The organism is Algibacter sp. 2305UL17-15 (assembly GCF_040720935.1).
Lineage (GTDB): Bacteria > Bacteroidota > Bacteroidia > Flavobacteriales > Flavobacteriaceae > Jejuia.
In genome coordinates, this window is sequence record NZ_JBFDAE010000015.1 from 23,064 (window position 1) to 45,070 (window position 22,007).

16 protein-coding genes are annotated in these 22,007 nt (G+C 34.3%); all 16 read left to right on the forward strand.

The annotated features are described in order from the left end of the window. The first annotated feature begins 109 nt into the window (after nt 1-109). The 16 genes from ABXQ82_RS14905 to ABXQ82_RS14980 all read left to right on the forward strand — a co-directional run bounded on the left by ABXQ82_RS14905 (nt 110) and on the right by ABXQ82_RS14980 (nt 22,005). Entirely contained in the window at nt 110-2,053 is a 1,944-nt protein-coding gene (locus tag ABXQ82_RS14905; RefSeq protein WP_367061429.1) for an ATP-binding protein, read from the forward strand. Nucleotides 2,054-2,057: 4 nt separating this feature from the next. Further along, complete coding sequence (locus tag ABXQ82_RS14910) at nt 2,058-2,681, forward strand: response regulator transcription factor (protein WP_367061432.1); 624 nt, start codon at nt 2,058-2,060, stop codon at nt 2,679-2,681. Between the two features lie 79 nt (nt 2,682-2,760). Further along, nucleotides 2,761-4,350, forward strand: a complete 1,590-nt coding sequence (locus ABXQ82_RS14915) for an ELWxxDGT repeat protein (RefSeq protein WP_367061435.1) — start codon at nt 2,761-2,763, stop codon at nt 4,348-4,350. 209 nt (nt 4,351-4,559) lie between these two features. Continuing rightward, complete coding sequence (locus tag ABXQ82_RS14920; RefSeq protein ID WP_367061438.1) at nt 4,560-6,530, forward strand: ATP-binding protein; 1,971 nt, start codon at nt 4,560-4,562, stop codon at nt 6,528-6,530. Continuing rightward, nucleotides 6,523-7,158, forward strand: a complete 636-nt coding sequence (locus ABXQ82_RS14925) for a response regulator transcription factor (RefSeq protein WP_367061441.1) — start codon at nt 6,523-6,525, stop codon at nt 7,156-7,158. The genes ABXQ82_RS14920 and ABXQ82_RS14925 overlap by 8 nt, the downstream gene beginning before the upstream one ends. A 110-nt stretch (nt 7,159-7,268) precedes the next feature. Continuing rightward, complete coding sequence (locus tag ABXQ82_RS14930) at nt 7,269-8,861, forward strand: ELWxxDGT repeat protein (protein WP_367061444.1); 1,593 nt, start codon at nt 7,269-7,271, stop codon at nt 8,859-8,861. A gap of 27 nt (nt 8,862-8,888) precedes the next feature. Continuing rightward, a complete protein-coding gene (locus ABXQ82_RS14935; protein WP_367061447.1) occupies nt 8,889-9,272 on the forward strand; it encodes a cadherin repeat domain-containing protein in 384 nt (127 codons plus the stop codon). 195 nt (nt 9,273-9,467) lie between these two features. Continuing rightward, nucleotides 9,468-10,412 carry a M28 family peptidase gene (locus tag ABXQ82_RS14940; RefSeq protein WP_367061450.1) on the forward strand — a complete coding sequence of 315 codons (945 nt, stop codon included), beginning with the start codon at nt 9,468-9,470 and terminating at the stop codon, nt 10,410-10,412. Further along, on the forward strand, nt 10,405-11,088 hold the full coding sequence (locus ABXQ82_RS14945) for an SDR family oxidoreductase (RefSeq protein ID WP_367061453.1): 684 nt from the start codon (nt 10,405-10,407) through the stop codon (nt 11,086-11,088). Before ABXQ82_RS14940 ends, ABXQ82_RS14945 begins: the two co-directional genes overlap by 8 nt. A gap of 128 nt (nt 11,089-11,216) precedes the next feature. Continuing rightward, nucleotides 11,217-14,009, forward strand: a complete 2,793-nt coding sequence (locus tag ABXQ82_RS14950; protein ID WP_367061456.1) for a gliding motility-associated C-terminal domain-containing protein — start codon at nt 11,217-11,219, stop codon at nt 14,007-14,009. Between the two features lie 11 nt (nt 14,010-14,020). Continuing rightward, a complete protein-coding gene (locus ABXQ82_RS14955) occupies nt 14,021-14,932 on the forward strand; it encodes a type IX secretion system membrane protein PorP/SprF (RefSeq protein WP_367061459.1) in 912 nt (303 codons plus the stop codon). A 1-nt stretch (nt 14,933) separates the two neighbouring features. After that, nucleotides 14,934-16,967 (forward strand): OmpA family protein, encoded by a 2,034-nt coding sequence (locus ABXQ82_RS14960; RefSeq protein ID WP_367061461.1) that lies wholly within the window; start codon nt 14,934-14,936, stop codon nt 16,965-16,967. A 4-nt stretch (nt 16,968-16,971) separates the two neighbouring features. Beyond that, nucleotides 16,972-17,607, forward strand: a complete 636-nt coding sequence (locus tag ABXQ82_RS14965) for an HAD family hydrolase (protein ID WP_367061463.1) — start codon at nt 16,972-16,974, stop codon at nt 17,605-17,607. Nucleotides 17,608-17,693: 86 nt separating this feature from the next. Beyond that, entirely contained in the window at nt 17,694-20,294 is a 2,601-nt protein-coding gene (locus tag ABXQ82_RS14970) for a glycoside hydrolase family 2 TIM barrel-domain containing protein (protein ID WP_367061465.1), read from the forward strand. A 30-nt stretch (nt 20,295-20,324) separates the two neighbouring features. Beyond that, nucleotides 20,325-20,933 carry a SprT-like domain-containing protein gene (locus ABXQ82_RS14975; RefSeq protein ID WP_367061467.1) on the forward strand — a complete coding sequence of 203 codons (609 nt, stop codon included), beginning with the start codon at nt 20,325-20,327 and terminating at the stop codon, nt 20,931-20,933. Next, nucleotides 20,926-22,005, forward strand: coding sequence for a mannose-1-phosphate guanylyltransferase (locus ABXQ82_RS14980; RefSeq protein ID WP_367061469.1), 1,080 nt, complete (start codon nt 20,926-20,928; stop codon nt 22,003-22,005). Before ABXQ82_RS14975 ends, ABXQ82_RS14980 begins: the two co-directional genes overlap by 8 nt. The last annotated feature ends 2 nt before the right edge of the window (nt 22,006-22,007 follow it).

Below are 22,007 nucleotides of genomic sequence, written 5' to 3' on the forward strand. Positions count from 1 at the left end.
TTTCATTGAATTGAAGCAGGTTTTTTTTATATTCAAACTTTAGGTATTACTACCCCAAGAGGTAGCTTGCTTTTATTTTTCGATTTTGTACCTTGGTTTTTTTATTCAAATGTTGGTATTCTACATAAAATATTTCAGCCCCCTTCCTTTTATTCTTATAATATTTTCACTTCTATCAACATCTCACAACGCTCAAAATAAAGAATTTGAATTAAGAAATCGATTAAATAATTCTTCAGATTCAACTCGAATTAAAACGTATTATGACTTAGCAAACCTTTATTATGAAACTACTGGAAAAGGCGATTCCATGATTAGCTTCGGGCAAAAAATCCATAAATTTTCAAAACATAATAGCAATATAGATGATGAAATAGGAGGCTTAAGACTCATCGGTTCAGGGTACATGATTAATCGAGTTTATGATAAAGCCGAAGATTATTTAACTCAAGGTTTAAGTTTAGCACAATCGAATACTCATTTAAAAGAGCTTGCAGAAATACACAATCGGTTGGGTGGACTCTATCAAAATACAGATAAACTATCAACAGCAACCCATCACTTTTTAAAAGCCATTAAACATGCAGAAAATGTATCAGATTTTAAGACCCTTGCCATGGCGTGCTATGGAATTTCGGTTATATACTCAACTCAAAATCAAACGGAAAAGCAATTAGAGTATTTATTAAAAGCTACAAATTTATGCGACACTAAAAGTGATATCGCTCCTTTAGCAAAAAGTATCATATATGGTTCTGCAGCACAACAATATGCAGTTTTAGCAAGCCGACCTAAATTTCAAAACTATAAGGATTCGTCATTTATATTTGCGGAAAAAACACTTAAAATTTCAAAAAAGCATCATTTAAATCAACGTATTCCTTCGGATTTAATCGTGTTGAGTTCTTATCATATCAACAACGGCGATATTGACCAAGGAAGATTATATGCCGAGGAAGCCATAACGTATAGTTCGACTATGAAAACAGATACTAAGTTGAATGTATTTATGACTTTAGCTCATATTTATAAAGCTCAAAACAACAAGGAATTGTGCTATGCGTATTTAGATTCTCTTAAAAACATGGAATTAAAAGAGCGTCCGTATTATGGTTCCATTATTGAAAAATACAGATATACCTCTTATAAGCATTTTAATGATTTTGATTTGGCTTTTGAAGCATTAGATAGCTATTTCGATTTTGAAACTAAAAAGAAAGAAATTGAGCAAAACAAAGCTATAAACGAGCTTGAAACCAAATACCAAACCGAATTAAAAGATGCTGAAATAAAGCGTTTATGGATATTTTTAGCCATTGCAATTGCTTTCATTTTACTAGGAGGGTTTATATTGAAATGGATGCAATTACGAAAATCGCGTGAAAAGAACCTCGCTTTAAAAGAAGCTATAAGGCAACAGATTGAACTGGAAAAAGAACTGGTGAATGTTCGCAATAACATCGCACAAGATTTTCATGACGATTTAGGTAATAAATTGGCGCGAATTTCATTTCTATCCAGATTGGTTGAAGACGAATTGTCAGAAGCCAATAAGGATGTAAAAGAGAAAGTTACCCAAGTAAAGGAAGATACCATAAGTCTATATGTTGGCACTAAAGATTTTATTTTTTCATTAAAACCAAATAGTGATTACCTTGAAGAAGTGATTATGTATTTATCTGATTTTGCAGAAGACTATTTTGACAAAACTAATATTGATTTCATATTAAAGAAAAATAGTGATTTAAATAAAAAACTGCCCCACTATTGGAGCAAACAATTGATATACGTATTTAAAGAAGCTATGACCAATGCCTTTAAACACTCTAAATGTGACACGTTAATTTTGAAGTTTGAATATGCTGAGGGTATTTTAAGAATTAGTTGTGAAGATAACGGTATAGGTATTGAACCATCAAACTTGAATTCGAAAAACGGACTTTTAAACATGAAAAAAAGAGCTGAAAAAATTGGAGGAACATTAGAAATTATAAGTATAAAAAATGAAGGAACTACAGTTTTTTTCAAAGGAAAGACTGAACAAACATATTGATCAAATGAAGTATAAAGTTGTAATTATTGAAGATAATGTGCCCTTGAGCCATGGTTTTGCAACCACTATAAATAATACGGATAATTTTGAAGTTGTAGGTATTTATGAAGCTTGTGAAAGTGCCATAGAAAACATTCAGAAAGATGATGCCGATATTTATCTAGTAGATATTGATTTGCCGGGTATTAATGGCGTTGAAGGTACCAAACACATTAAAAATAGTCAACCTAATTGTAATATTTTAATGGTTACTGTCCATGAAAACTCCTCGATGGTTTTTGATGCTTTATGTGCAGGTGCTACAGGTTATCTTACCAAAAATTTATCGCCGGAAAAATTAATCCATGCTTTAAATGAAACCATTGAAGGTGGCGCGCCCATGAGCATAAAAATTGCAAAAATGGTTGTAGGCTCTTTTCGAAAGAAACAAAGTGAAATTTTACTTTCAGAAAGAGAAAAAGAAGTGCTTACTATGTTATCTGAAGGTAATAGTTATAGTGTAATTGCAAACAAGCTATTCATCAGTAAAAACACGATTAAGTTTCATTTAAAAAAAATCTATGCTAAACTTCAAGTAAATTCAAACGTCATGGCGGTACAAAAGGCAAATAAAGAAAACTTGATATAGAAATTCTACCCCGAGGGGTGGCGGAAAAGATGTTTCTTAGGTATAGTTTTGTGGTTCTCAAACCTTAAAATTTAATACTATGAAACAATTACTACTTTTATGCTTTGGATTCATGACCTCGCCTTTTTTTGGTCAAGTCAGTTTGGTTGAAAACATCAATGCTTCGGGAGATGCAAATCCGTTACGACTTACCATATTCAACAGTACCCTATTTTTTACCGCCAATGATGGTGTAAATGGTAGGGAATTATGGAAATACGACGGCACAAATACCACATTATTCGATATCAATACCACATCGAATTTGGGGTCATCGCCAACTGGTTTGTTCGGTTTTCAAGGAAATTTATACCTATCCGCAGATGGCGGTACTCATGGAAAAGAGTTATGGAGAGGTGATGGAGCGAGCTTTAATTTATTTTTCGATATAAATACTGGTACTGGTGATTCCACGCCGAATGCATTTGTTCAGTTTAACAACCAGTTAATATTTTCAGCTTTTCAACCTTTGCCTGTTGGGAGAGAGCCAATGGTTAGTGATGGTACGTTGGCAAACACCCAACTTTTATCAAATGTTAGCCCGGTAAACAATTTTTCTTCAAATGCTGAATTTTATACCGAATACAACGGGAAACTTTATTTTTCCGCAAGTTCATCCGTTAGTGGTGCTAATGGCGTGCAGTTTTATGCTACAGATGGCACAAATTCTGATACACAATTGGTTAAAACCATAAATAGTTCTGGCGATGCTTTTCCAAGGGATTATATCGTATTTAATAACCTCTTATATTTTACGGCAGATAATGGTGTAAATGGTAGAGAACTATGGATGAGCGATGGTATGGCTTCAGGAACACAAATGGTTCAGGATTTGTACGCCGGATCTGTTGATAGTAACCCAACTGATTTTACGATTTACAATAACCGGTTGTATTTTTCAGCAACCCACTCAAGTTTAGGTACAGAATTATTTTATGTGAATACTTCAGGGGCTATTATTAATGCTTCAAATATAAGACCAGGATCTGCAAGCAGTTTGCCAGACGGACTAACGGTGTTTAATGGAAAATTATACTTTTCTGCTTCTGACGGAATAAATGGTAGAGAATTATGGGAAACCGCAGGAACCCCTTTATCTACAATTATGCTAAAGGATATAGAGTCTGGTAGTGGTAGCAGTTCCCCTAAAGGCTTTACGGAATATAACGGAAAATTATATTTTAATGCATCAAACAGTACATCGGGCGAAGAGCTGTGGGTTACCGATGGCACACCTTCTGGAACGCTAATGGCAGCAGACATAAATTCTGGGTTTGCATCACAAAGCAGCCCAGAACAGTTCATTGTTTTTAATAGTGAATTATATTTTGTTGCCGATAATGGGAGTAGCGGTAGAGAATTGTTCAAATATAAAGACCCTACGCTTTCAATAACCACAATCAATAATTTTAAAGTTAGCTTGTTTCCTAATCCTGCTAATGATAGTTTTAGGATTAACTCAAATCAACTTATAGATTCATTATCCATTTATACAATTCAAGGTAAACTAATTAAAACCTTTAAAGGAAATCAAGAGTATTACAAAATTGAAGATTTACAAAATGGTGTTTACTTTGTAAATATTGAGACTGAAAAGGGAATTGAAACCAAAAAGTTAATTAAAAAATGATAGATTATTTTGAAACTAAGAATGTGAACTGGCCCTAGCGTTTTTATGGTTCACTATTTCTTTTACTTATATAGGTTAATAGCAATTAAATACGGAACTCTAAACCTACCCCATCGGGTAGGTTTTTGCTTTGATATGTTTTTGTACATTTAAGTTCAAAACATTGTGGTATTATGTGTCTATTTTTGAGGTGGTTTATTCTTGTTTTTATGCTTCATATAAATTTGGGTTTTTCTCAAACTAAAGAAGCTGAATTAAGAAATAAAATTAAAATAGCTAAAGACACTATTTTGATTAATTCACTTTTAGATTTAGGAGAGCATTATTATCATAATACTGGCCAGGGAGATTCAATGATTAGTTTTGGAAAAAAAGCACTTAAATTATCTCGAAAAATTGGTAGTAAAGAAAAGGAAATAAAATCTTTGATGTATATGTCAAATGGGCATGTGGTGTATGCCAACGTACATGTTAATCCTAAAAACTATCAAAACGCTGAAGACATCTTAAAGCAAGCATTAAAGTTAGCAAAAGAAATTAACGATGTTAAAATGCAAGCAGAATTACATAATAAATTTGGTGCTCTTTATATAAACCAAGGTGAAAAACTATTAGCAATAGAAAACAGATTAAAAGCTGCAAAACTTTCGGCAATGGTTTTAGATTACTCTAGTGAAGCCATAGCATTTTACGGAGTCTCTTTGGTATATGCTCATGATAATCAATCAGAAAAAGCAATAGAATATATAAAGAAAGCGATTAAAATTATTGAAACCAATATGGGAGTTTCCAATAATGAAAAATTTGTTATTTACAAGTTTGCTTCTCAACTCTACTTAAACTTATTTGAGGAATTTGGAAATAAAAATTACGATAAACATGCTTTAATATGCGCTGAAAAATCTTTGGAAATTGCAAAACAAAATAATTTTGAAGCAAAAATTCCCCAAAGTTTAAGTTTATTATGTGATTATTACATCGTTAAAAAAGATTTTAAGAAAGCAGGCGGGTTTGCAAAACAGATTTTAACTTACCATAGTTATATTAGCGAACCCATTAAAATAAACGTTTTTGAAGCTTTAGCGGAAATGCACAAAGTGAACAACCAGAAAACGTTGGCATATTCATATTTAGATTCCTTAAACCAATTAAAAATTAAAACAGAGCCCTATTATGGTTCTGCTATTTCTAATTTTTCTTATGAAACCTATAAGTACTTTAAAGATTATGGATTAGCTTTTAAGGCCATTGAGGAAAAAATGGAATTTGATAGGAAATTGAAAGAGCAAGATCAAATCAAGGATATTAATGAGCTTGAGACCAAGTACAAAACAGATTTAAAAAATTCAGAAATAAAAAACCTTAGTCAGCAACAAAAAATAAATGCTTTAGAAATTGAGAATAAGCAAGTACAAATAAAGAGGTTGGTTATTTTATTGATTGTTGCCTCGTTAATCATTATCTGCATCCTTTTTATTGGGAGTATGGTGCGGTTAAAGCAAACCAAGCAAAAGAATAAAGCGTTAAAGTTAGCATTTGAAAAGCAAATTGCATTAAAAAAAGAACTGGCGGCAGTTAGGGAGAATATCGCTCAGGATTTTCATGACGATTTGGGCAATAGGTTGGCGAGAATTTCCTTATTGTCAAATTTAGTAAACAGAGAGGTTTCCGATAAAAAAGATGAAATTAAATTAAAAGTTAAGCAGATAACTGAAGACGCTAACGAACTCTATTTCGGTACCCGAGATTTTATTTTTTCCCTAAAAGAAGGTAGTGACCATGTAGAAGAACTGGCGACCTATATCTCAGATTTTGGCGAAAGCTATTTTAGTAAGACCACTATTAAATTTATTCTCGAAAAGCATATTGAAGCTAATGATAAGCTCCCTTACTATTGGAGTAAACAACTAATTTATATTTTTAAGGAAGCCATGACCAATGCTTTGAAACATGCCAAATGTAACAAAGTGATGCTTAGCTTTTATTACAAGGATAAGCAACTAATTATAGAATGTGCGGATGATGGTATTGGTTTATTGGTTGAAGACGAAAAATCAACTAATGGTATTTCAAATATGAAAGCCAGAGCACAAAAAATAGGAGGAGAACTATTAATTTATTCTGATAAAGAAAAAGGGACTACCGTTCGTTTTTCTGGTAAAACCAATACAAATGCATAGTTTGGATATATATAAAGTGGTTGTTATTGAAGATAACATTCCTTTGGCTAAAGGTTTTGAAGAAGTAATAAATAATACTCAAAATTTTCAAGTTGTAGGTAATTATCATAATTGTGAAGATGCAATTAAAAACCTAAAGTATGATAATGCCCAAATTTACCTAGTTGATATAGAATTGCCTGGAATAAACGGTGTAGAAGGCACAAAGCAAATAAAAAGCACATTTCCAAATAGCCATATTATAATGATTACTGTTTATGAAAATTCACAAATGGTTTTTGATGCGCTTTGTGCTGGTGCAACAGGTTATCTTACAAAAAATGTATCTCCTCATGATATCGTTGATGCTTTAAATGAAGTAATTTCTGGCGGAGCGCCCATGAGTATCAAAATTGCGAAAATGGTAGTGGGTTCATTTCAAAAAAAACCAAGTAAAATTGAATTGTCCAATCGTGAAATAGAGGTTTTAACGCTGTTGTCAGAAGGAAACAGTTATGATTCCATTGCCGAAAAGCTCTTTATCAGTAAAAACACTATCAAGTTTCATTTAAAAAACATCTACATTAAGCTTCAAGTAAATTCTAACATAGAAGCGGTTCAAAAAGCGAATAAAGAGAATCTCATTTAAAGATTTTTCAGATTGAAAATGTTATAGGTTTTATAATTCTACCCTTTTGGGTAGTACAGTCCTTTGTTCTGGCAACTACATTTACCCAGAACTTTTAAAACCTATTTATAATGAAAACAAATCTACTTTTTTTATCAATTATGACAGTTATGTTGACCCAAGCCCAAGTGAGTTTGGTAAAGGATATTAATCCATCAGGAGATTCTAATCCCAAATATTTTACCGAACATAATGGTATTCTGTATTTTCAAGCAGGCAATACAGGATCTGGAGGAAATACCGAGTTATGGCGAACAGATGGAACAGCTTCTGGGACTGCCCTTGTTAAGGAGCTAAGATTTTCTACCAGTTCTAGCGACCCTAGAAATTTTAAAGTCTATAATAATTTGCTTTACTTTCAGGCTAATAGTTCTGCTACAAATTCTAACTTGTATCAAAGTGATGGTACCTCAGTTGGCACCACAGCATTTCAAAGTACAGCAACATCAATTAACCCTTATTTTATTGTTCGCAACGGGGAACTTTATTATGCAAGAGCAATTCCTGGAGCAAGAGCTTTATTCAAATATGATGGAAGTTCAGAATTGCAGTTATCGGTTGCATCTGGTCAAACACGATATATAACAGCGTTCAATACCGCAAATAAAGTTATATTTCAATCTGATGGCGCAGTACCGACAGATTATGAAATATGGGAATCTGATGGAACAACTTCTGGTACTCAAGAATTAGCTGATATTTCATATGGAAATTCAGCAGGGAGCGATGCTAAGGATTTTTTTGAGGTAAATGGAAAAATTTTCTTCACAGCTTATGGCCATGCTGGTGTTGGTAGGGAGTTGTATATAACTGATGGGACTCCGTCTGGAACGGTGCTTCTTAAAAATATAAACCCGACAGTAACTTCAACAAATGCGGATAGCAGTAACCCAGGTAATTTTACAATTTTTAATAACAAACTCTATTTTACCGCAAACGATGCTTCAAATGGAGAGGAACTCTGGATGAGCGACGGGACAACCGCTGGAACACAAATGGTAATAGATTTATATGCGGGTGCTACAGGAAGTAATCCAAGTAATCTATTTGTTTTTAATAACGCTTTGTACTTTGCTGCAACAAATCCTGCATTGGGCAGAGAAGTTTTTAAATGCACAACATTAAATAATGTAAGCTTATTAAAAAATATTGTTCCTGGTGCTAATGGTGGTAATCCAAGTGATTTAATAGAATATAACGGAAAACTATATTTTACTGCAGATGACGGCATAAACGGAAGGGAGTTGTGGAGTTCTACTGGATTTAATTCAACTACAAACATGGTTGCGGATATTAATGTTGGAGCAGGAAGTAGTTCTCCAGATAATTTTAAGGTTATGGGGAATAATCTCTATTTTTCTGCTGATGACGGTGTTTCAGGAACTGGTGTAGAATTGTACAAATATTTAGACCCAACCTTATCTTTAGTTGATGTTGAAGTAGAAAGCAATATTTCAATATTCCCAAACCCAACGGCTAATTATTTAGAAATTAAATCGAATATAGATTTAACCAAAGTAGAAGTTTATTCCCTGCATGGGCAGGCAATAAAAAGTTTTGTACCTCAAAATCAATATGATATTTCAGATTTATCAAGCGGAATATACTTCGTGAAAATAAAGGCAAATAATAATGAAATTATAAAACGAATAGTCAAAGAGTAAAAAAAATTAACCCCAAACCTAAATATTATGAATACCTTAAAAACCTTTATCCTATTAGTGTTAATAGCTACAATTAGCGCATGTAATAGCGACGATACACCAAAAAACCAAGCGCCGGTTTTAGAAAACAGAACACTAAATATGGATGAAAATCCAACATCAGATTTGCTGACTAAGGTAACAGCAACCGATGCGGAAGAAGATCAATTAACCTATTCCATAGTATCACAGACACCTGCCAATATTGTTGGTATAAATCCTACGAGTGGCGAAGTTTATATAGTGAACGCAAGTGCATTTGATTATGAACAAACCACCAAAATTGTGATTAATATAGCTGTAAGCGATGGTGTTAATATTACAAAATCTATCTTAACAATTAACATTCTAGATGTTAACGAAAACGGATAGTCATGATTTCAAAACTTAATAAATATAAGACAGAACTGTTTTTTGCATTTTTCTACGGCGCTATGTTCAGTTTAATCATTTTAGCCCTAAGTTAGGTTAATAGTTAAGTCCCCGATTATTTCAAACCTGTTTCTCCCGATAATTATCGAGATTGAAACAGGTTTTTTTTACCTTTAATTTTTTTAAAACCAAAATATGAAAAGATTGTGTTACGTGTTGATAATCATGCTTTTATGGAATTGTAAAAGCGGGGTAAAGTCTCAATCTATTACCATTTCATCTGAGGAAGTAAAAAATATTGTGAATTTTTTGGCTTCAGACGACCAAAGGGGAAGGGATGTTGGTAGCCCAGGGATTGAAAAATCTGCAACTTTTATAGAGGCTAAATTTAAGGATGCCGGCATAAAACCAGATTTCCATACTTATCGCGATACCTTTAAGGTAGATAGTTTAGATGCTTTCAATGTTGTTGGTTATATTGAAGGAAAAGATCCTAAGCTAAAAAATGAATTTATTATTTTAGGAGCGCATTACGATCATATTGGCTATGGCAAATCGGTTGCTGGCGATTCTATTGCCAATGGTGCGAATGATAATGCAGCGGGGACCAGTGCCGTATTAACCATGGCGAAATATTTTGTAAACAAAAAGGATAACAAGCGCAGTATGATATTTGCTTTGTTTTCTGCGGAAGAAAAAGGGTTATTGGGGTCTAAGCATTTGGCAAAACGTTTAAAAACAGAAGGTTTGGATTTGTACACTATGGTCAATTTCGAAATGATAGGTGTGCCTTTTAAAGATAGAGATTATAAAGCGTTCATAACAGGTTATGATTTATCCAATATGGCACAAAAGATGAATAGTTACACGTCTTCAAACTTAATAGGAAAATCTGAAATTGCCATAAAATACAATTTGTTCAAACGCTCTGATAACTATCCTTTTTTTCAAGAATTTTCTGTGCCAAGTCAAAGCATTTCTTCATGTGATATGACTAATTTTGATTTTTACCATCATGTTGATGATGAAATTGATAAATTGGATTTTGAATTTATAGCCAGTTTAATAAACAAAATTATTCCTGCTGTAGAGCAAATGGCACATACGCCCACAAAAGAAATAAAAATGAACCATGAGTAAAAACATAATTATCACAGGGACCAGTAGAGGTATTGGTTTTGAGCTCGTCCAATTATTTTCCAAAGCAGGACATCAAGTTTTAGCGCTTTCGCGGAATGAAAAACCTATTCAAAATTTAAAATTGAATAATGTAACTTGTTTTTCTTTCGATTTAAATGACCCTAAAGCTTATCAAAAAGTAGAAGGTTTTATTTCTAAAGAATGGGACAAAGTAGATGTTTTAATAAATAATGCTGGCGCACTTTTAAACAAGCCTTTTACGGAAACATCAATGGATGAGTTTGAAGCCGTTTATAAAACCAATGTTTTTGGCGTTGCCGAATTAACAAGAGTGGTTTTGCCTTTTATGAAAAAAGAAAGTCATGTTGTAACTATTAGTTCTATGGGCGGCGTTCAAGGAAGCATGAAATTCCCTGGATTAGCAGCCTATAGTTCCAGTAAAGCAGCTGTAATTACCTTAACGGAATTATTGGCAGAAGAATTTAAGGAGTCTGGTATTTCGTTTAATGTTTTGGCATTGGGAGCAGTTCAAACCGAAATGCTGGAAGAAGCGTTTCCGGGATATCAAGCGCCAACAACGGCTTTGGAAATGGCAGAATACATCTTTGATTTTTCGTTGAATGGGAATGCATATTATAATGGGAAATTGTTACAGGTTTCTAATTCTACGCCTTAAATAACGTTGTTTGAGGTGTTTTGATGTTTTACTTAGTTCTTGTTAATATCGTTGTGAAAAAATAACAAAAATTGTCAGTCTCAACTTACTAAAATTTTTATCTTTCCAGAAATTTAATCACTTCGATATTGAAAAAAATTACTTTTGGGATTCTTGTAATGATAACCGCTTTATTTACAGGAGTCCAAGCGCAGTGTAACCAAGTTGAGACCGTTACAATTTGTGATATGACCATTATAGATGGCAATTCGGATAGTGTCCCCGACGGAATCATAAATTTGTATACTGAATTTAATGCCATTACCGGAGGCTCAATGTCTTTAGCTACGGGAACTTGGTTCGATCCAAATTTTAATTTTGCTTTAGATGAAACAACAGGCGATTTGTATCTCTGGGATTTAGATAATGCTTCAGAGTTAATCACAGATTATCAATTCCAACTTATCGATACTGGTTCTTCGTGTCCAGATGGAATTCTAGCCACAGTAAATTTAATTTTAGGACCGTTTTCTGGCTATGCTAGACCAGTCCTGAATATTGATGATGTAAATTTAGAAGCCTGCGATATAGGTTCAACACCCCAAGAACAATGTTTCACGTTGCCAGATGTTGACCTTTTTGAAGCCATGGAATCATTACCTAGTCCTCACTTAAATGGAGCATGGATTTATAATGGAAGTAGTTCTAATTTTGTGAGTTTAGTAGGTTCAGATTTAACGGTAAACATTCCCTATAGTCCAGGACCTCCTTTGGCAGATCAAGAAACTTTTGAGTTGACTTATGTCATCAGCGGTATTCCGCCATGTGATGTCACTTTGCAAACTACAGTCAATATATCTGTTACAAGACAAGTCTTCTCTGGGTACGGACAAGCCACTCGTATTTGCGAATTAGAGATACTTAACGGGAATTATAATGCAGATATCAATTTAAGAGACGATGAGTTTTTATTACAGGAAGATATTGAAGGTGTTTGGTCAAGAGATGCGTATGGCCAGATAAATTCTCCCAATGATGCCCATATAAATATCAACACTTTATACCAACAAGTAATAGCGGCTAACGGATTAAGGTTTGGCTGTGCTGAATTCGAATTTACATATTCAGTAGATCAACGTTCTGGCGTGTGTGAAGACGCTGAATCAATGGTGTTGTTTAAAATATATGAATATTTAAGGCCTTTTAGGCAGGATATCAATGTATTGACTTTTTGTGAAGATGCGCCAACTAATCCGGCAAGTATAGATTTATACGATCAATTGGAATTTACCACAGAGGCTGGTGTATTGTTTGATTACAACAGTAATGAATTCACGAATTGGGAATTTATTTCCGGTCCTTCACGCTTAGGATTGATTTCTAATGATGATGTGGGATACACTTCTTCAGGAACTGTTAATTTACAAAATGCGCCACCTGGTAATTATGTGTTTGAGTATCAGGTGTCGCCAGGAGTTAATTGTCCTAGTGATGATTTTAGCGGATTTACATACGCTCCCAATTCCTGCGACGCTTTATTAAATGACAATGGGTTTTGTAATGCTGAAACAGCTCAAGTAACTTTTACAATTTATCCCAAACTCTATGCGGGAGAAGATACAACGGGGTTAGAGTTTTGCGAAACAGATCCTATTTTAGTATTTCCATTGGATTTATTCACTTTATTAACCACAAATGGTATTGACGACCCCATTTATAAAGGATCTATGGGAACTTGGACGGATAATGCAACAGGAAATAGTATTAGCAATCCAACAACATTCACAATACCAACAGTAAATAACCAACAGCGCTTTGATTTTAGATATGCCACACTTACAGCCAACGGATGTGCAGATACAGCAAATTTAGCGTTTACGGTTTTTGAAGCATATCAATCAGGCTTAAGTGATACGATTGTTGCTTGCGATAACAATGCCGCATTTAATCTTTTTGATAGGCTTGGAGGCCATCCAAATAACAATGGAATTTGGACGGGACCAAATGGATTTACTACCACAGACCAAAATGCTATGTTTGATCCAGCGTCATCTGAAGCCGGCATTTACACCTATACCGTTCCAGACAATGTTAATGTAGCAGGGGATATTTTATGTCCGGGAAACTCCGCAACAATAACGATAACATTAAACCAAAGTCCTAATGCGGGCATGGGAGGTCTATATGCCGTTTGTAAATCTGATTTGCAAATAAATTTACGGGATTATTTAGGTACATCTGCAGATTCTGGCGGTACATTTAATGATTTAGACGGAACAGGATTTTTATCAGGCAGTCTTCTGGATGTGTCGCAATTAACTCAGGGGCGCTATAATTTTCAATATGAAATCCAAGGGCATTCATCATGTAATTTATCTTCTACAATAATTACAATTTCCATAGTTGAGGTAGCCGTTCCTACTGTATCCAATCAAACATTTTGTGCAGTAGATGGAGCTACGGTTAGTGAGCTTCAAGTCAGTACAAGTTTTGATTATAATTGGTATGATACAGCAATAGCAACAATGCCGCTACCTAGGGGAACTGTTCTTGTTAACGGAGAAGATTATTACGTAACTGCTTTAGATGTTAACGGTTGCGAGTCTCCAAGGGTTGCAATGACCGTAACAATTTTGGCTATAGATAATAACACTTGCGAGAGTTGTATCAAAGACGGAATTTCTGTAAATGGAGATGGTGAAAATGATGCATTCGACTTATGTAATTTACCGGTAACCTTTCCGAATTTCGAGATTGATATTTTTAATAGATACGGCACTAAAGTTTATGGAGGAAATAATAATACACCACTTTTCAATGGCGTTTCCAATGTGCCATTAACCATCGGGAACAAGTTGCCATCTGGTGTGTACTTCTACGTTTTTAATCCCAAAGATGGCGTTTCGAAACCTTTTCAAGGAAATTTTTACCTAAGCAGATAATAAGTTAGATCATGAGATTTAAAATTTTAATACTATTTATACTATGTAGTTTGTCTGTATATGCCCAACAGGAACCTCAATATACACAGTATATGTATAATATGAGTGTGGTAAATCCTGGCTATATGATTAACGAGCCTGGTATCGTTCAAGTTGGAAGTTTATACCGAACGCAATGGGTGGGCATACAAGGCGCACCTAAAACAACCAATGTTTTTGCGAATATCCCGTTAAGTGACAACATAGAATTAAGTGCTAATTATTTAAATGATAACATTGGCGGAAACGTAAATATCAGCGAAAATGTTTTCAATATTAATGCTGCTTATAAGATTCGGCTGAGGCAAGATTTAAATTTGTCCTTTGGTTTAAAGATGGGCATTGATCATATAAATTTTAGTGCCATTGGCAGTAATGTGGGTTCAGACCCTGGATTTGGGAATACAGATAAAACCATATTTAATATTGGAGCAGGCGTATTTTTATTTCATAAGAATTATTACGCCGGAATCTCATTGCCAAATTTAATACCTAGCGATTTGAATATTGACAACGAAGTGGTTTATACAGACGAAGCTCACCTCTTTTTGATTGGTGGCTACGTGTTTGAGGTCAATGATGAATTTAAAGTAAAACCATCTACGGTTGTAAAATACGTTGGCGGATCGCCGTTATCTTTTGATGTTTCTGCGAATGTATTATATCTCGAAAAGTTTGAATTGGGTGTGTCCTACAGATATCAAGATGCCGTATCTGGATTGGCAGGATTTAATGTCACACCCAACTTAAAAATAGGCTACGCTTATGATTTTAATACCAGTACATTAAAAACATTTAATAATGGAAGTCACGAATTTATTCTACTTTATAAATTTGATGTACTCGGACTGAGCAAAAAATATTCATCTCCAAGATTCTATTAATATGACACAAAAAATAAGTTTGATTTTTATAGCCTTTTTTGTTTTTCAAGTGTCTTTTGGACAAAGAAAGAGTAGGGCAGATCGCTTTTTCGAAAAGGGAGATTATATAACTGCCGCTAAATATTACGAAGAAGATATTGAGAAGGAACGCCATAAAAAAGATTTAGAAAATATTGCGATATGTTACTATAACACCTTTCAATATAAACTAGCTTCAAGATATTTAAAGCTGCTTGTAAAAGGCAGATTTGGAGAAAAAGACAAAACCTACGATAATCAATATAATTTTAAACTGTATCAAATGCTTTCTGCTTTAGGCGATTACGAAACAGGTTTGGACTATTATAAATTATATAAAGAGCATCTTTCAGCATCTGTAAATAAAGAGACGGCAACTGAAACGATTGAAGCGTTTAAGTTGAAAAACCCAGATTATAAAGTAACAAAAGCCCAGTTTAATTCTGATGCTTCAGATTTTGGAGCCGTAAAATATGGAGATAGTGTTTATTTTACATCAGATAGAGATAATCATAAAATATTGGGTAAAACCTATAAATGGACACATCAGCCCTTTTTGGATATCTACGCCGTTAAAGTTAATAAGAAGAATGACACCATTGGTACTCCAAAACCGTTACCTAAAACTATAAACTCAAAGCTTCACGAAGGTAATTTTTGTTTCTCAAAAGACGGCAATACTCTATATGTTTCCAGAAGTAATTTTAATGACGGAAAAAAGGAATTCAATGAAAAAGGAAGCAATAATATCCATTTATATAAATCAACCAAAATAGATGGAAAGTGGTCAAAATTAGAAAAATTAGCATTTAATAAAAACGGATTTTCATACCAACATCCAGCATTGGGTCCAAATGGCAAAAAGCTATACTTTTCTTCAGATATGGAGGGTGGTTGCGGTGGTTTCGATTTGTATTACGTAAATATAGCCGTGGATGATGAAATGAGTGTTCCCATTAATTTAGGAGATACCATAAATACCGAAAACCGTGAACATTTTCCATTTATATCTGAAAACGGAAATCTATTTTTCGCATCCAATGGGCATTTAGGTTTAGGTATGTTGGATAACTTTGTATCCGAATTGGTAAATGGAGAATTTACAATCCCAGTAAATTTGGGCGTTCCCATCAATTCAAGATACGACGATTTTAATTTAAATTATCACAATGGAAATGAAGGTTTCTTTTCATCAAATAGAAATAAAAAAAGTGATGATATTTTTAAATTTGAACAAACGGGAGAAATCTTTATAAGAGAATATATCAATACATTCGAAGTTAGGGACGCAGTAACAAAAACCTATATTAAAGATGTAAATGTGATTTTATTGGATAAGAAAAGCAAACCACTTTACACAAATACTTTAGATACTTTGGCGGTTTTTAATATGAATTTATTAGCTGAAACTTATGAGTTAAAAGCCGAAAACCCAGATTATTATCCTGGAGAATTATTTGTAAAAGTTCTAGAAGAACAAGACCAAAAGCATGTGTTGTATTTGAAAAAAATACCGCCACCGCCTCCAGTTGTTGTTGATCCGATAGAAGCTGTAATTGCTGAAAAGAAAATAGATAAAAAATTAAAAGAAAAAGATCCAGAACGATTTGCCTTATTGACAGATGTTGAAGGACCTCCGGTAGTAGAGAAGGATGGAAAATTATTTTTCAAACTCGAACCTATTTATTTTGATTTCGATATGTGGAATATAAGAGCGGACTCTAAAAAAATATTAGATGAATTAGCATTAAAATTAGAACGCTATCCAAATATTCATCTAAAAATAAGTGCGCATACAGATAGTAGAGGTACTGTGCGCTACAATCAAATTTTATCTGAAAGACGTGCAGAATCAACAAGAAATTACTTAGCTTTAGAAGGTTTTATTAATGCAAGGCGCATGAAGTTTCAAGGTTTTGGAGAGACAGCACCTATTGTCCCTTGCCCACTATTAAATTGTACTGATGAAGAACATCAATTAAACAGGCGAAGCGAATTTGAAATTATACAATACTAAAAAAATGAGCAACTACAAATGCATAATTTTCGATTGTGATGGTGTCTTAATCGATAGCGAATCCATCGCCATTGGCGTTTTAATCGATATGGCAAACGAGTTGGGCGCTGATATGGATTTTAAAGAATCCCTCATTGGTCTCAAAGGAAAGTCGCTCAATTCCTGTATGGCATTAATTTCTGAACGCATAGGCAAACCTCTACCTATGAATTTCGAACCAGATTACCGCAGCAACACATTCGAGGCGTTTCGGAAAAAAATTCAACCCATTGAAGGTATTAAAGAAGTGGTTGAAAGTTTAGAAATCCCATTTTGTGTCGCCTCCAGCGGGCCAGAAAATAAAATAAGGTTGAACCTTGAAGTAACAGGTTTATTGCCTTATTTTGAAGGTAATATCTTTAGTTGCTACGCCATTCAAAAATGGAAACCTGAACCCGATATATTTTTGTGGGCAGCCAAAACCATGGGATTTAAACCTCATGAATGTTTGGTTATAGAAGATAGTGTCTCGGGAGTTAGAGCCGCAAAGGCTGGAGGTTTTGATGTGTTTGGTTATACTGAACATGATTATAAGAACGAATTAGAACACGAAGCAACAGAAACATTTAGTAAAATGTCGGAATTGATTACTATGATTTGATAGCAAATCAGTCACTCATTCTTGATTTTTATTATATTTAATAATTAAAACAACTATAGATAGAGATGCGCAAAATCAACTTTTTAATGACCATAATTTTACTGGTAAGTTATTCATGTTCAGAAAATAAACAAACTAGCTTAGAACGTGACATAAATTTCAATAGCAACTGGAAATTTACACTTGGTGATATTGAAAATGCTCAAAATTTAGAGTTTAATGATAACCCATGGGCAACCTTACATTTGCCTCATGATTGGAGTATAGAACAAGGTTTTATGCCTCCATTACCCGTAAAGGCGGATGCAGATGCTAATGTAGAAACTTCAGCAAATAACAATAATTTGCCATCGGGAATTTCGGCTGTTCGTGTTAACGAATTTCGAAAAACAGCAAGTAGTACAGGTTTTGTTCCTGGAGGCGTGGGCTGGTACAGAAAATCGTTCACGTTAAACGAAGCCGATAAAAATAAAAACATTGCCATAGAATTTGATGGAGTTTACACACGTTCCAAAGTTTGGGTAAACGGACATCTTTTAGGTTTTAGGCCCAACGGTTATGTCAGTTTTAATTACGACCTCACACCTCATCTCCATTTCGATAAAGAAAATGTAATTGCAGTTCGTGTGGATCATTCCAATTATGTAGATTCTAGGTGGTACACAGGATCTGGTATTTATAGGAATGTACGCTTGGTAAAACGTAACGCTATTCATATTCCAACTTGGGGCGTTACAATAACGACACCTAAAATTACTTCCGAAGAGGCGAAAGTGTCATTTGATATCGATTTGAAATCCACTTCAAAACAAGAAGATGCCATCAAAGTAAAAACTCAAATTTTGGCTCCTAATGGGGAATTAGTTGGCGAAACTTCCGAAGAATTAACAATTAAAGGTGTATCAAAAATAGATTCAGAAATTAGTTTAAAAAATCCACAGTTGTGGGATTTGGAAACACCGCATATTTATAGGGCTAAAATTCAAATTATAAGCAATGATAATGTGTTAGATGAGGTTGTTGAAACATTCGGTATTCGTACTGCTGAGTTTCATGCAAACAAGGGCTTTCTTCTAAATGGTAAACAGGTAAAAATAAAAGGCGTAAATCTTCATCACGATGCAGGAGCGGTAGGAGCTGCGGTTCCCGTTGATGTTTGGAGAAGACGTTTAATGAAACTGAAAAGTATAGGTTGTAATGCCATAAGAACTGCCCATAATCCATATGCACCAGAATTTTTGGATTTATGTGATGAATTGGGACTATTGGTAGATGCCGAATTTTTTGACGAATGGAGCCAAGATAAGGACAAGCACACTACCGAACTAGGTTCCAACGATGCGCCAGAATCCTTCACAGACGGCTATTCGTCCTATTTTAACGAATGGGCAAAACAGGATTTACAGGATTGTATCCGTCGCGATAAAAACCATCCAGCCATCTTCATGTGGAGTATTGGTAACGAAATTGAATGGACGTTTCCATATTATTCGCAGGCCTATAAAAAAGTAAATGGTAATGTAAAATATTACGAACACATACCTAATTACGATTATGAAGTGAATAAAGCGGCTTTTGAAAGTGTGAAACCAGAGGTGGATTCCCTGGTGGTTATAGCCAATTTATTATCAAAATGGACTAAAGAAATGGACACTACCAGACCTGTAACCGTAGGTAGTGTACTGCCTGTAATAGCTAATGTGAGTGGTTATGCAGATGCTGTGGACGTACTTGGATTTAATTATAGAGCACCAGAATATGATGGCGCGCATAAAGAATATCCAGATTTGAAAATTTTAGGTTCAGAAAACAACGGCACCTATGAAGAGTGGAAAGCCATAAACGACAGGGATTTTGTGGCTGGGATTTTCACATGGACAGGTATTGCATATATGGGAGAAGCAGGACCATTTCCTAGAAAAGGGCTAAACTTATCTTTCTTTGATTTTGCATGTTTCAAAATGCCGCGTGGTCATTTTTATGAATGTTTATGGAAGGATGACCCCAAGGTTTATGTGGGAACAGCGCCACTTTCAATTTCAGAATATAAATACGATAAAGACAAGGGGTTTACTTTAGAACTGCGTACCAATTGGTTACGCCGTTGGACCTGGTATGATATTGAGGATTCATGGAATTATAAAGAAGGCGAGGAGATTGTAGTTCAGGGCTATACTAATTGTGAGGCATCTGAACTCTTTTTAAACGGAACATCGTTTGGGAAACAAAAAGTGAATGATAACAAAGATCATGTGATAAAATGGTTGGTCCCTTTTCAAGCTGGAGAATTAAAAATTGTGGGTTACAACGACGGAAAAAAAGTGGATGAATACAGTTTGAAAACCGCAGGCAAACTTGCAAAACTTAAAATTGAAAGTGATAGAGGTCAAATGAACGCTAATCATTCAGATGTGGCGCATATTGTAGTAAAGCTTTTAGATGAAAAAGGTGTTTTAATTCCAAATGAAGATGCCGATGTACAATTTGAAATTGAAGGGGAAGGACAACTCATTGCTGTGGATAATGGTTGGGAATACAACGTGCAACATCCAAAAGGGAATGTGATTAAAACCCACAATGGGAAAGCGTTGGGGATTGTACAATCTAATTACAATAAAGGAACACTTAAAGTAGTTGTTAAATCAGGCGATTTGGTCTCTGATCAGATTGCGATAACTATTGAATAAATTAGATTGTTGTTAGAAACAATCATCAATATGGTAAATAAACTAAAAGATTTTATTCCAGAACAGTCAGTTGCTCAAGTTTTAAAACTTTTAGAGCATGAAAACCTTTTAGTTAAAATTAAGAATGAACGTAAAACCCGTCATGGCGATTATAGGAGTTTGCCTAATGGAAAACATCAAATCACTATAAATTCAAACTTAAATCCATACCGGTTTTTAATTACTTTAATTCACGAGATTGCACATTTTGAAGCTTATAAAACCTACGGAAGATTTATAAAACCCCATGGTATAGAATGGAAAAGGACATTTCAGCATTTAATGTTGCCTTTTTTAAACCCAGAAATTTTTCCAAATGATATATTACCGTTATTGGCAAAACATTTTAAAAACCCTAAAGCGAGTAGTGATACTGATGTTAATTTATCTTTAGCCCTAAAGCAATTTGATAAACCGAATAATAAAACCTATATTTTTGAACTGCCTATCGGAAGTGTTTTTCAACTATACAATGGAAAAGTTTTTAAAATGGGAGAAAAAAGGGTAAAACGTTTTGAGTGTGTTGAGGTAAAAACAGGACGATTATATTTGTTTAACCCTAATGCAGAAGTAGAATTGATAAAAGAAACCAATGAATAAAAACTATTATGCCATATTAATGGCAGGCGGTGTAGGATCTCGATTTTGGCCAATAAGTACCGAAGATTTTCCAAAGCAGTTTCACGACATGCTGGGAACAGGGGATACCCTCATCCAAAAAACGTTTCAGAGATTATCTCGTTTAATTCCAAAAGAAAACATTTTCATTTTAACCAACGAACGCTACAATGATTTGGTCTTGGAACAATTACCAGAGGTTGAACAACGACAAGTGGTTTTAGAACCTGCAATGCGAAATACAGCACCGTGTATTCTGTACGCTTCATTAAAAATCCAAAAGGAAAATCCGAATGCGGTTATGATTGTGGCGCCAAGTGACCATTGGATTGAGGATGAAAAAACATTTTCAAAAAACGTTCAGCAAGCTTTCAATTTCTGTTCAAAAAATGATGCATTAATGACTTTGGGTATTCAGCCCACATTTCCAAATACTGGTTTTGGTTACATTGAATACAATAAGTCTTCCGCGGAAGCGATAAAATCCGTAAAACAGTTTCGGGAAAAACCAGACTACGAAACCGCTAAAGAATTTATTGCACAAGGCAATTTTTTATGGAATGCGGGGATTTTTATGTGGAGCGTGAAGAGTGTGGTTAAAGCGTTTCAAAATAATCAACCAGATTTGTATGCATTATTTGAAAATGGAATAAGCGTTTACAATACCGATTTTGAAGATGATTTTATTCGAGATAATTACCCAAAGGCAGAAAATATTTCGGTGGATTATGCGATTATGGAAAAATCTAAAAATGTATATGTGATATCAGCTGAATTTGATTGGAACGATTTAGGGACTTGGGGGAGTTTATATGATAAATTAGACAAGGATGCATCTAACAATGCTGTGGTGAATGCCAGAACTTTGGCAGAGGATTCATCAGGAAATATGATAAGAACCAAAAATGATAAAATTGTAGTTATTGATGGTTTGCAAGATTATATTATTGTGGATAAAGACGAAGTTTTACTTATCTTTCCTAAGTCAAAAGAACAAGATATAAAGAAAACACTCCAAAAGGTAAAAGACAAATTTGGAGAACAAAACGGCTAATT